Source organism: Epilithonimonas hispanica (assembly GCF_003385395.1).
Taxonomy (GTDB): Bacteria; Bacteroidota; Bacteroidia; order Flavobacteriales; family Weeksellaceae; genus Epilithonimonas; species Epilithonimonas hispanica.
Window position 1 is genome coordinate 153041 of sequence record NZ_QNUG01000001.1, and the last position, 12860, is coordinate 165900.

Below are 12860 nucleotides of genomic sequence, written 5' to 3' on the forward strand. Positions count from 1 at the left end.
AAAATGGCAAATTATTTCAATACCTTATCACTCAGAGACCAGTTGCATCAGTTAGGACAGGCGGAATTTATGGATAGTTCAGAGTTTTCTGATGGCGTTTCTGCGTTGAAGGGAAAGAAAATCGTGGTTGTAGGATGCGGAGCTCAAGGTCTAAATCAGGGTCTGAATCTCAGAGACAGCGGATTGGATGTTTCCTACGCATTACGTCAGGAAGCGATCGATCAAAAGAGAGATTCCTGGAAAAATGCAACCGAAAATAATTTCAAAGTCGGAACCTACGAAGAACTCATTCCAACTGCGGATTTGGTGATTAATTTAACGCCCGACAAACAACATACTTCTGTGATTAATGCGGTTCAGCCTTTGATGAAACAAGGCGCAACGTTGTCTTATTCTCACGGTTTCAATATCGTGGAAGAGGGAATGCAGATCCGTAAGGATATCACGGTAATTATGGTTGCTCCAAAATGTCCAGGTTCCGAAGTTCGTGCCGAATATCTGCGTGGTTTCGGCGTTCCAACGTTGATTGCCGTTCACCCAGAAAATGACCCTCAAGGGAAAGGATGGGCAGAAGCAAAAGCATATTGCGTGGGAACTGGCGGTCACAAAGCGGGCGTTTTGAAATCCTCTTTTGTTGCCGAAGTGAAGTCCGATTTGATGGGTGAGCAAACTATTTTGTGCGGACTTTTACAAACGGGTTCTATCCTTTCGTTTGACAAAATGATGGAGAAAGGTATTGATGCAGGTTATGCTTCCAAGTTGGTGCAATACGGCGTTGAGGTCATCACAGAAGCTTTGAAACACGGCGGTGTAAGTGGGATGTTAGACAGACTTTCCAATCCTGCAAAACTCAAAGCTTTCGAATTATCAGAAGAATTGAAAGACATTATGCGACCACTTTTCCAAAAACATCAGGATGATATTATCTCGGGAGAATTTTCCAAAACAATGATGGAAGATTGGGCAAATGGCGATGCAAACTTATTGAAATGGAGAGCAGAAACAGGTGAAACCGCTTTCGAAAAAACGCCTGCAGGAGATGTGAAAATCGATGAACAGGAATATTTTGACAATTATCTTTTGATGTCCGCATTCATTAGAGCGGGCGTTGAATTGGCTTTCGAAACAATGGTTGAAGCAGGCATTAAACCAGAATCAGCTTACTACGAATCTCTTCACGAAACCCCTTTGATTGCCAACACCATCGCAAGAAAAAAACTGTTCGAGATGAATCGTGTAATTTCCGACACGGCAGAATACGGTTGTTATCTGTTTGATCAAGCTTGCAAACCCTTGTTGGCAGATTTTATGAAGTCCGTGGATACAGATTTGGTCGGAAAAGATTTTAACGAAGACAAAAAAGCTTCAGTTGATAACGCTCAATTGGTTCACGTCAACGATGTTTTGAGAAATCATCCGGTAGAAGTTGTAGGAAAAAAACTTCGTCAGGCAATGACTGCGATGAAGTCTATCAAAACGGTTTAAAATTAGGAGCTAATCCCGCTTTCCACTATATCTTTTGCTCTTCGTTCCTCATCACAAAAGGATGCCGTTGCAAATCGAGGTACGAGATTCGACGATTCAAAAAAATAGAATTAAAGAAAAGAGTCAATCGGGGCTAGGGAATTTGTCATAAAAATAAAGTTTGTTCCTAAATTCAAATTTTGTCATTCCGTAGAAAATCTAACAAAGTGGTTTAAAACTGCTGAGATTCTAAGGAATGACAAATTGAATGTTTATTCTTTGCTGAGCGAAGCGCCTTTATCTCAATACATTTATTGATTTTAAAGGAATCGATGAATCTTTGATTTGTGAACCTTAAAATATTTTCAATAAGATTATAAAAACCTTTGCGCCCTTTGCGTTCAAAATTGATTCAAAAAATAAAAATGTCAACCCCAATCATCCAAATTTCAAACCTAAACTTTCAGTACAGCAATCAAGTCGTACTTAAAGATTTCAACTGGGAAATATCTTCCGGAGAATGTTGGATGCTAGGCGGATTAAGCGGAAGTGGAAAGACAACTTTAGCCAAAATCATTTCCGGCGAAATCAAAAATTTTGAAGGAAAAGTTGAAGTCAATTTTAATGAAAATTCAGAATTGCCAAAGAAAATTCTGTACGTTTCCAATTGGTTTCAGTTCAGTAATCTGGAAGGCGACCGCAATTTTTATTATCAACAGCGATACAATCAATTCGCTAAAAATGATACACTCACTGTTTTTGCAGAACTCAATCATTTTGGAAAAGAAGAAAGTCTGGATTTCAGAATATTAGAATCCTATTTAGAACCTTTTGGATTTGAGAATTTCAAAAACCAGCAATTGATAGAACTTTCCAGCGGAGAACACAAGAAGTTACAGCTGTTAAAAGCACTTTGGCTGAAACCCCAGGTTCTGATAATCGACCAGCCGTACACAGGTTTGGATGTCAGATCGAGACAGTTTCTGAATCAGGCTTTTGATGATTTGATTCAGGAATATACCACCTTGATTTTGATTAATAATGATGACGAATATCCCGAAAGCGTTCAGTATTTTGTGGAAATAGAAAACGGGCAATTAGTTCATCGCAATTCTCCAAAAGATTTTTCCAAAGGCGAAGAAAGAACACCAAAACCGTTGCCTTTTTTCCTTCAGAATAATCAGGAAAGTGAAAAGAAAAGCCTCATCCGGTTAAAGAATATAAACATTTCCTACGGCGAAAAACAAGTCCTGAAAAATATCGACTGGGAAGTGAATTCCGGGGAGCAATGGCTGTTGCAAGGTCATAACGGTTCAGGAAAATCAACCTTATTGAGTTTATTGAATGGCGACCATCCGCAAGCTTATGCCAATCAAATTCATCTTTTCGGACAAAAACGGGGAAGTGGCGAGAGTATTTGGGACATCAAAGAAAAAATCGGGATGATTTCGCCCGAGTTACATTGGTATTTTGATATGAATGCGAATGTCGGACAAACTATTGCTTCCGGTTTTTTTGATTCGATGAGTTTGTATCAGAAACTGAGTTTCGACCAGCAAAAGCAGTTGGAGCAAATTCTCTATTTCTTCGATTTGAAAGATGATAAAAACAAAAAATTGAGTACGCTTCCTCTAGGAAAACAACGTTTGGCTTTGCTAGCAAGAACATTGATTAAAAAACCAAAACTCCTAATTCTGGATGAACCTTGTCAGGGAATGGATAATGAGCAGACGCAATATTTCAATCAGGTGATTGATGATTTGGCAAGTCAGGGACAATCGTTGATTTATGTTGGACATTTTGAATCTCAATTACCAAAAAAACTCAGCCACAAACTCGTTCTGGAAAACGGAACAACAAGAATTAAAGAAATGATTTGACCACAAATCGTAGATTCGACGAAGTCAAAAGGCACAAAAGTTTTTTTAAGCTTTAAAAAGATGTGTTTAAAGTTCACAAAAAGAATGTCGAAAATGATGAACATTTTGTGAGCTTCTTATTTTCAACTATTTAAACTTTAAGAAAAATAATATCTTTTGTGACTTTTGTGGTTTTAAAAAATAAAAATTATAAATGAAGATGAACGAAACGCTTATATTTCCAACCTTGGAAGCGGTAAAAGAAGCCCGAAAAAGTATAGAAAATGTCGTGAATTACACACCTTTGCAATACAATGCTAGATTAGCAGAAAAATTTGGAGCGAATGTTTTCCTCAAAAGAGAAGACTTACAACCTGTAAGGTCGTACAAATTGCGAGGGGCTTATAATAAAATTAAAACTCTTTTCAACGAAGAAAAAGTTTCGCAAGGAATTGTTTGTGCCAGTGCCGGAAATCACGCTCAAGGTGTAGCTTTTTCCTGTAAACAACTCCAAATCAAAGGAACGATTTTTATGCCTGTGACAACTCCAAAACAAAAACTTGAACAAGTAGAAATGTTTGGTGGAAACTTTGCCGAAATCAAATTGGTTGGAGATACTTTTGATGCTTCAAAAAATGCAGCTTTGGAATTTGCAAAAACTTCGGGAGCGGCTTTTATTCATCCTTTTGATGATGTTCAGATTATTGAAGGTCAGGCGACTTTGGCTTTGGAAATTTTAGAACAACAAAAAGAAAATATCGATTTTGTTTTCGTTCCGATTGGTGGTGGCGGCTTGGCTTCTGGAATTGCAACAGTTTTTAAAGAATTATCGAAAGAGACTCAATTAATTGGAGTTGAGCCAAAAGGTGCGCCTTCTATGAGAACTTCCATCGATAATAATCTTAATACAGAGCTTTCAGAAGTCGATGGTTTTGTTGACGGAGCGGCCGTGAAAAGGGTAGGAGATTTGACTTTTGAGATTTGTAAAAATTCACTTGCAGATTGTATTCCTGTGGATGAAGGGAAAATTTGTGACACGATTCTCCAGTTATATAATAAAGATGCAATTGTTTTGGAACCAGCTGGGGCTTTATCTATTTCGGCTTTGGAACAATATCGAAATCAGATTAAAGGTAAAAATGTTGTCTGCATCGTAAGCGGTAGCAACAACGACATTACCAGAATGGAGGAAATCAAAGAACGTGCTTTGCTTTACAATGGTTTGAAACATTATTTTATGGTCAAATTTCCGCAACGTCCTGGTTCTTTGAAAGATTTTGTTCTGAATGTTTTGGGCGAAAATGACGATATCACGCATTTCGAATATACTAAAAAAAACTCACGAGAAACCGCTTTGGCAGTCGTCGGAATCGAGCTTTCCAATATTTCTGATTTTAATGGTTTAAAACAGAGAATGCAAAATCTCGGTTATTTTGAATCTTATCTTAATGATAATCCGGATGTTTTGAGTATGCTTGTTTAAAATATTTGTGCCTTTGTGTTAATAATAAAGCTCCGACAATCGTCGGAGTTTTTCGTTCTTACCGTACATCAATGCATAAGGATTTTGAAAGTTGGAAATTTGTGTTAATAAAAAAGTCTAAATTTTAAAATCAATTAAAATGAAAACAGTATATCATAAATCCGACAGCAGAGGTTATGCCAATCACGGTTGGTTGAAGAGTCATCATTCTTTTAGTTTTGCTAATTATCATAATCCGGAAAAAGTACATTTCGGCGTTCTTAGAGTGTTGAATGACGATTACGTAGAAGGCGGAATGGGATTCGGGAGACATCCGCACCGCGATATGGAAATTATTTCGATTCCTTTGGAAGGCGAATTGAGACACGGCGATAATATGGGGAATTCTGGAATCATCAAAAAAGGAGACATTCAAGTAATGTCTGCGGGAACTGGAATTATGCACAGTGAAGAAAATGCAACTGAGCTACCAGTAAAGTTTCTACAAATTTGGATTATCCCAAACAAAACTGATGTGACGCCAAGATATGACCAAATCAACATTAAGGAAAACTCAGTCAAAAATGATTTTCAGCAGATTCTTTCGCCAAATCAAGATGATGCTGGCGTTTGGATTCATCAGGATGCTTGGTTCAACTTGGCGAAATTTGACAAAGGTTTTTCCAAAGAATATAAAATCAACAAATCAGGAAATGGTGTTTACGTTTTTGTGATCAAAGGAAAAGCAAAAATTGGTGACCAAATCCTTGATGACAGAGACGGTTTCGGAATTTGGGATGCAGAAAGTTTTGTTTTGCAAGCGGAAGAAAATTCAGAAATATTATTGATGGAAGTCCCAATGGAATTGCCAAAATAAAAACTTTTTAATAAATTTTTAAGAAAAATACCATTCTAACAGTATAACATTTGTCCTCAAAAAATCTTAAATTTGGCATTTTAAAAAGTTAAACTGAAAACATAATGAGATTACTTATTGTAGGAAATGGTGGGCGTGCTTCGGCTCTGGCGCTTAAGCTAAGTGAAGACAGCAGAATTACAAAGATGTTTTTCGCACCTGGTAACGCTACTACCGAAAAATTAGGAGAAAATATCAACGAGACGGATATCATCGTACTTAGAGATTTTGCAATCAAGAACAAAGTAGATTTGACGATTGTCGGTCCAGAAGCACCTCTTGTAGAAGGAATCGTAGATGAGTTCAAAAAAGTTGACCTCAAGGTTTTTGGTCCTGCAAAAAAAGCGGCTTCATTAGAAGGAAGTAAAGCATTTTCTAAGAAGTTTATGAAAACTTACGGAATCAAAACAGCGGAGTCTGTAACCTTTGATTCTTATGCAGATGCTAAAGAATATCTTCAAAACCAAACATTCCCAATTGTTATCAAAGCAAGTGGTTTAGCTGGTGGAAAAGGTGTAGTGATTGCGGAAGATTTGGAAGAAGCAGAAGGAACGATTCACGATTTTATGATTAAAAGAATTTTCGGTGATGCAGGGATTCAGGTGATTATAGAAGAATTTTTACAAGGTTTCGAAGCTTCAATCATTGCGGTTTCCAACGGAGATAAGATTTTCCCTTTCGTTCCTGCAAAAGATTATAAAAAAGTAGGAAACGGTGACAAAGGTCCAAACACTGGCGGAATGGGTTCTGCGGCGCCAAGTCCGGAATTCAAAGACGAGCATTTCCAAGACTTCGTTAATAATATTATGAATCCAACAGTTCAAGGTCTTAAAACAGAAGGTCTTAGTTTCAAAGGGTTTATTTTCTTCGGATTAATGGTGACTGAAAAAGGCGCTTATCTGTTGGAATACAATATGAGATTAGGCGACCCAGAAACTCAGGTTCTTTTACCTCTTTTGGAGAACAATTTGGTAGATGTTATCGAGGATTGTCTTCAGGGAAAAGAATTGGAACTGAAATTCAAAAATCAAAAAGCAGTTTGTTTGGTGGTTTGTTCTGGAGGTTATCCTCAGAATCACGAGACTGGCTACGAGATAACAGGAGCAGAAAAAGTTAAGAACAGCACATTGCTTTATGCAGGTGCAGATTACCGAGGAGGAAAAGTAGTTTCCACAGGCGGTCGAGTTCTGAATCTGGTAGCACTTGGAGACACATTCGAAGAAGCTCGCAAGAAAGTTTACGAAGACGCTAATATTGTGGACTTTGACTACGGATTTTTCCGAGACGATATTGCGAAATTTTAAAATAACGAGAGATGTTGGGCAACCAATGTCTCTTTTTTTTAGGAGCTTAATCCCGCTTTCCACTATATCTTTTTTGTCATTGCGAACGAAGTGAAGCAATTTGTAGAAACATTCAACAATCGCAATAACAAAAAAGGATGCCGTTGCAATCGGGGCTATGGGTTTCTACAAAAATTGAAGATTTGTCCATCATTAAGAGATTTTTGAAAATAAGAATACTTTAATTTAAATACCAAGTTTGTCATCCCGTAGGAATCTCAGCATAGTTTAGATTCCTACGGAATGACAAAAATGAAAATAAAAAATATTACAACATTATATGCAAAACGGAATTATCATTTTAGACTTCGGTTCACAGTACAACCAACTCATTGGAAGAAGAATCCGTGAAATGGAAGTCTATTCGGAAATAGTACCATTCAACACGCCATTATCAGAAATTCTGGATAAAAAACCAAGAGGAATTATTCTTTCAGGAGGACCAAGTTCTGTGAATGCCGAAAATGCTCATCTCGTAGAAAAAGAACTATATGAACAAGGAATTCCGGTTTTAGGAATCTGCTACGGAATGCAATTGACTGCACATCTTTTGGGCGGAAAAGTCGCAAAAGGTGAAAAAGGCGAATACGGAAAAGCACACTTGGAAATCGTTAAAGAAAACGAATTATTGAAAGGTGTTTACCAAAATTCAATTGTTTGGATGAGCCATTTTGATGAGGTTGCAGAATTGCCGGAAGGTTTTGAACTCAATGCAAAATCCGGAGTGATTGCTTCCATTTCTAATCCCGATAAAAAAATCTACTGCGTACAGTTTCATCCCGAAGTCTCTCACACGGAAGAAGGCGGAAAAATGTTGGAGAACTTCGTATTCGGAATTTGTAAAGCTGACAAAAACTGGAAACTGACAAACTATATCGAGAAAACAGTTGCAGAAATCAAAGAAAAAGTGGGAACTCAAAAAGTGATTCTTGGACTTTCCGGTGGCGTAGATTCTTCTGTTGCAGCAGTTTTGATTCACAAAGCAATCGGTGACCAACTGAATTGTATTTTTGTAGATACCGGACTTTTGAGAAAAGACGAAGGCAAAAAAGTAATGGAAAATTACGGAAAGCACTTCGATATGAATATCAAAATGGTAGATGCTTCGGAGAGATTTCTATCCAAATTGGCTGGAATTGGTGATCCGGAAGAAAAAAGAAAAATCATTGGTAACGAGTTTGTTTATGTTTTCGATGAAGAATCAAAACAAATAGAAGGTGCGAAATTCTTGGCTCAAGGAACAATCTATCCAGATGTTATCGAATCTCAATCTGTGAAAGGCCCTTCTGCAGTTATCAAATCTCATCACAATGTAGGCGGACTTCCAGAAGAAATGGAATTCGAATTGTTGGAACCTTTGAGAGAATTGTTCAAAGATGAAGTGAGAAAAGTAGGCGAGGAGTTGGGAATTCCGCACGAGTTGGTTTACAGACATCCGTTTCCTGGACCTGGATTAGGAATCCGAGTTGTGGGCGAAGTAGATGCAGAAAAAGTGAGAATCCTTCAGGAAGCTGACGATATCTTCATCGAGGAATTATATAAAAATGATTTGTACGAGAAAGTTTCTCAGGCATTCGTGGTTCTTCTTCCAGTAAAATCTGTAGGTGTAATGGGCGACGAAAGAACTTATGAGTACACAGCCGTTGTTCGTTCAGCCAACACCATTGATTTTATGACCGCAACTTGGAGCAGATTGCCTTACGAGTTTTTGGATACAGTTTCTAGTAGAATCATTAATGAAGTGAGAGGAATCAACAGAGTTGCTTACGATATCAGTTCAAAACCACCTGCAACAATTGAGTGGGAGTAATTATAATTAATAATAAAATATCAAAAATCCAGTAATTTATTGCTGGATTTTTTAATTCCCAACAAACAACTCCTCGTATTTTTGACCAAACCTCTTTCTTAGTCTTTGTTTAGATTTTTTCACAGCGTCAATAGTGATTCCTAATAAAGATGAAATTTCTTGGTTAGATAATTCCAGTTTCAAAAGTGTTATGATTCTTAAATTAGATTCTGTGAGATCCGAAAAATCGCTCATCAGTCCATTGTAATATTCTGGATATTCCTCTTGAAAAGCTTGTTTGAAATTGACCCAATTTTCGTCTGTCATTAGATGAGAATCCAACAATTTTTGTAACTTTTGTTTCTCTTTTTCTATGGATGAAGAAGATGAGTTTTTTATTTTAAGAAGTTCTCTATTCAATAGTTCAATCTGCTCATTTTTTTTCTGAAAGATATGTGCTGTAAGAAGACAATGTTTTGTGGGTTTCAGAAAGTTTTTGTTCAGATTTAAGTTTCTCCAATTCTAGTCTCAGAACCGTTTTATCGTATTTGTCTTTTCTGATTTTGAGCTGTTTTTTGTTGAAGATAATTAATAAAATAATTATGAAAAATAGTAAAATTGAAACAACTATAATAGCTCTGTTTTTCAGTTGCTCTTTTTCAAATTGTGCACTAGCCAAGGTTAATTTATTAGCATAACGCTCTTTTTGAGCGAGAATATTAGTGCGTTCTAGATTTCGATCTCCATCGCTATCAGTTAGTTCGTTTTCTAATTGATTAAGTTTTCTTAAACAGAATAATTCCTGCTGCGTATCACCTTCTTTTTGAGCAATTTTCAATTTTAATTCTTCAATTTGAAAAACATTTTTTTGAGATGAACTTTGGATTCTGCAAATTTTTCTGCTTCATTGAACATTTTTTTAGCTTCCTCAATTTTGTTATTTTCAATAAGGATTTTGCTTAATAAAAATCTAGCAAAGCTGGAGTTATGATCGCTATGAAGATCGGTAGAAATTTTAAGATCTTGCTTTACATAAGTTTCCGCTTTGTCAAGATTACCTTTTTTTAATTCCAAAAAACCAAGATTCCCCAAAGTCTTTGGGTAGCGGATTTGATCGTTAATCTTCAGAGAAATATCTCTAGCACCAATGATGTATTTTTCGGCATTATGAAGCTGATTAAGTTCCAAAAAATAATAACCAATATTATCCATTATCGCGGCTAATTCTTTGGAGTTGGGTTCCGCACGTTGTTCTGCTTTTTTTAAGTAATTAATTGCTTCGTTTTTATCCCCGATTGTGCCCATAAAATAACCAATCTTTTTGAAACAATCGCTTGGGAGAATGACCGAATTGATTTCTGTATGTCTAATTTTGTTGTCCGCATCCAAATAAACCTGAAGTGCTTCTGTTGTTTTTTTGTAATCGTAGAGATAGAATGCATAATTACATAATGCCCAGATCTCTAATCCAGAATTTTTATTGGCTTTTGCAATTTCTATAGATTTAGCAAAAAATAGATCACTGCTCTGATTGAGTTTTTCATTAGCAGATGCAAAACCACTTCCCAAAATGTTGTAATAAACCGCGTGTAGATTTTTATCACTGGATTTGATGAGCGGATCAAGATAGGATTTTAAAGCAATGGTGTCTTTACCAAAATTTTTGTTTTGAAGAATGATAGATTCTATTTTTTTCTTATCATCTTTATTTCCATCAATCGCAATTTTCTGAGAAAATAGATTTTCGCAGAAAAGAAATAATAGAATTATAATGTAAAATTGTTTCAATTATATTTTTATGATTACGCAAATTACATAAAAAACAATGATTTTGTTACTTATTATAAAATTACATTTCCATTGGTGTAATTTTAAAATATTCAATTGTTTGATTTTCAATTGTGTTTATTTGTAAAATAATTTGTCCACCCCAATGTCCACCTCTCTTTTTTGCTTTGGGTTTTAGTAAACTATAAATTTGAATATTCAATAACCATAAGAGCTTTATCATTAATAAAGCAAAAGTAAATTTCCTTTAAAAACGAAAAAGACCTATTTATTTTTAGAATAGGTCTTTTGTTTTTATGACTTCTGATATTATTGTTTAGAATAATTGATGTAATAATTCTTATCAAAATCAACAGGCTTATCGGATTTCAAAGTTGTTGTCTGTTCTTTTTCTGTAGGCTTCAACTCTTGACCATCAGCTAATCGGATTGGTAATTTCAAATCAGGAATTACATTCGTCCATTTATAAGTCAATTGATTACCGTTTTGCTTATATTCCAAAGTCGGGATTTTCACCGTTCTCAAATATTGATTGAAAATACTTGATAAATCGATACCTGATTTTTCAGAAAAATACTTTTCAATTTGTTCTGTAGTTACAGTTTGATGATAAAAGTCTTTATTAATTCCTCTTAAGATTTGACGGAATTTCTCATCATTATTAATCACCTGACGAATCGTATGAATCATATTCGCACCTTTTGGATACATATCGCCGCTGCCTTCATTTCGGATTCCGTATGTTCCGATGATTGGTTTATCGTTTTGGATATTGCCTCTTAAACCTTGCAGATATTTGTTACCATCGGCTTTCCCAAAAGCATAGTCCACAAACAATGTTTCGGAATAAGTGGTAAAACTCTCGTGAATCCACATATCGGCTTGGTCTTTTGCTGTGATGTTGTTCGCAAACCATTCGTGTCCCGTTTCGTGGATGATGATGTAGTCCCACTTCAGACCAATTCCTGTTCCGGAAAGGTCTCTTCCGAGATAACCATTTTGATATTTGTTTCCGTAAGCAACGTTACTTTGGTGTTCCATCCCAAGATGTGGCGACTCTACCAATTTATAAGAATCCTCATAAAAAGGGTATGGTCCAAACCAATGCTCAAAAGCTTTCATCATTGGTTTTACTTGCTCAAATTGTTTTTTAGCCTTGTCAAGATTATAATCCAAAACCCAATAGTCCAAATCCAATTTTCCTTTTTCGCCGTCAAAAGTATCTTTGAAATTCACATATTTCCCAATCGATGGGATGATGGAATAATCGTTGATCGGACTTTTTACTTCCCAAAGCCAAGACTTTTTATCGCCCAGATTTTCTTCTTTGATTAATTTTCCGTTGCCTACACCCACCAGATCTTTTGGTGTGATGATTTTGAAAGTAATACCATTATCTGGCTCATCACTCCAAATATCTTTTACAGGAAGCCAAATGCTAGCACCAATTCCTTCATCAGTAGCAGTCATCCAAGGATTTCCGTTTTTGTCCTTCGTAAATATCCATCCGCCATCCCAAGGGGCGCGTTTTGCAATCACAGGATTTCCGGAATAATCAATGTCAATCGTATATTTTTCTCCTTTTTTGAAGTTCTTTTTCGTAGAAATAAAAATAAAATCGCCGTCTATTTTTTTATCAACAATAGGAAAACTGGCTGTGATCTTGTCAGCTTTCATCGGACTTTGAAGGTCGATTTGAAAAACTGGATTCACTATATCTTTCTTAATTGTCAGACTGATTTTATTACTTCCTTTGATGCTTTTAGCTTCGAAGTTCGGTTCCACTACGATATCATATTTCTTGACATCCCAAAAGTTCCTGAATTCTGTATTAGAACCTTTTAAAGTGTCTATTTTTGTAGGTTTTGCATCCTCAAAAAACTGAGCTTGTGAAACTCCCGATATTAATATGGAGAGAAGTAATAATTTTTTACTCATTATAATTTTATTTTTTTTGGAATTCGTGAATTTCCAATTTCATTTTTTAATTTTTCTTTAGAATTAGTTTCACTTATGAAATGAAACGTTACAAAATTAATTAAAAACTCGTAGTGCACTATTAAATTAATTCAATTTTAAGTCTATTCATTTTTCTATTGAAAACAAAAACATTTACAAACTGAATGAAAGTTAATGCTGCTATTTTGCTCAATACCCTTGTTTTAAAACCGTTAAAAGATTTTGCGTAATTGTTTCTGATTTTAAATTGGTCGCAAAGTTGAGAGAATAAAGTCTCAAT

Annotated in this window: 10 protein-coding genes and 1 pseudogene; 6 read left to right on the forward strand and 5 right to left on the reverse strand. The window is 35.7% G+C overall.

Annotated elements, in window-relative coordinates; all coding sequences use genetic code 11:
• The first annotated feature begins 3 nt into the window (after positions 1-3).
• The 6 genes from ilvC to guaA all read left to right on the forward strand — a co-directional run bounded on the left by ilvC (position 4) and on the right by guaA (position 8854).
• The gene (gene ilvC, locus DRF58_RS00655) at positions 4-1485 is read left to right on the forward strand and encodes a ketol-acid reductoisomerase (protein WP_116031671.1); all 1482 of its coding nucleotides are present in this window, start codon (positions 4-6) and stop codon (positions 1483-1485) included.
• 404 nt (positions 1486-1889) lie between these two features.
• A complete protein-coding gene (locus DRF58_RS00660) occupies positions 1890-3344 on the forward strand; it encodes an ATP-binding cassette domain-containing protein (RefSeq protein ID WP_116031674.1) in 1455 nt (484 codons plus the stop codon).
• Between the two features lie 193 nt (positions 3345-3537).
• Positions 3538-4806 carry a threonine ammonia-lyase IlvA gene (gene ilvA, locus DRF58_RS00665; protein WP_245955333.1) on the forward strand — a complete coding sequence of 423 codons (1269 nt, stop codon included), beginning with the start codon at positions 3538-3540 and terminating at the stop codon, positions 4804-4806.
• 139 nt (positions 4807-4945) lie between these two features.
• The gene (locus tag DRF58_RS00670) at positions 4946-5662 is read left to right on the forward strand and encodes a pirin family protein (RefSeq protein WP_116031675.1); all 717 of its coding nucleotides are present in this window, start codon (positions 4946-4948) and stop codon (positions 5660-5662) included.
• A 104-nt stretch (positions 5663-5766) separates the two neighbouring features.
• Entirely contained in the window at positions 5767-7005 is a 1239-nt protein-coding gene (purD, locus tag DRF58_RS00675) for a phosphoribosylamine--glycine ligase (protein ID WP_116031678.1), read from the forward strand.
• A 319-nt stretch (positions 7006-7324) separates the two neighbouring features.
• Positions 7325-8854, forward strand: coding sequence for a glutamine-hydrolyzing GMP synthase (gene guaA, locus DRF58_RS00680; protein ID WP_116031680.1), 1530 nt, complete (start codon positions 7325-7327; stop codon positions 8852-8854).
• Positions 8855-8905: 51 nt separating this feature from the next.
• On the opposite strand, the gene DRF58_RS00685 is transcribed toward guaA, so the two are convergent.
• The 5 genes and pseudogenes from DRF58_RS00685 to DRF58_RS18575 all read right to left on the reverse strand — a co-directional run.
• Complete coding sequence (locus DRF58_RS00685) at positions 8906-9253, reverse strand: helix-turn-helix transcriptional regulator (RefSeq protein ID WP_116031683.1); 348 nt, start codon at positions 9251-9253, stop codon at positions 8906-8908.
• A gap of 13 nt (positions 9254-9266) precedes the next feature.
• Positions 9267-9671 (reverse strand): hypothetical protein, encoded by a 405-nt coding sequence (locus tag DRF58_RS00690; protein WP_116031686.1) that lies wholly within the window; start codon positions 9669-9671, stop codon positions 9267-9269.
• 2 nt (positions 9672-9673) lie between these two features.
• A complete protein-coding gene (locus tag DRF58_RS00695) occupies positions 9674-10621 on the reverse strand; it encodes a tetratricopeptide repeat protein (RefSeq protein ID WP_116031689.1) in 948 nt (315 codons plus the stop codon).
• Between the two features lie 309 nt (positions 10622-10930).
• Entirely contained in the window at positions 10931-12559 is a 1629-nt protein-coding gene (locus DRF58_RS00700; protein ID WP_116031691.1) for a M1 family metallopeptidase, read from the reverse strand.
• A gap of 121 nt (positions 12560-12680) precedes the next feature.
• A pseudogene (locus DRF58_RS18575) lies at positions 12681-12860 on the reverse strand (IS982 family transposase); the annotation flags it as partial.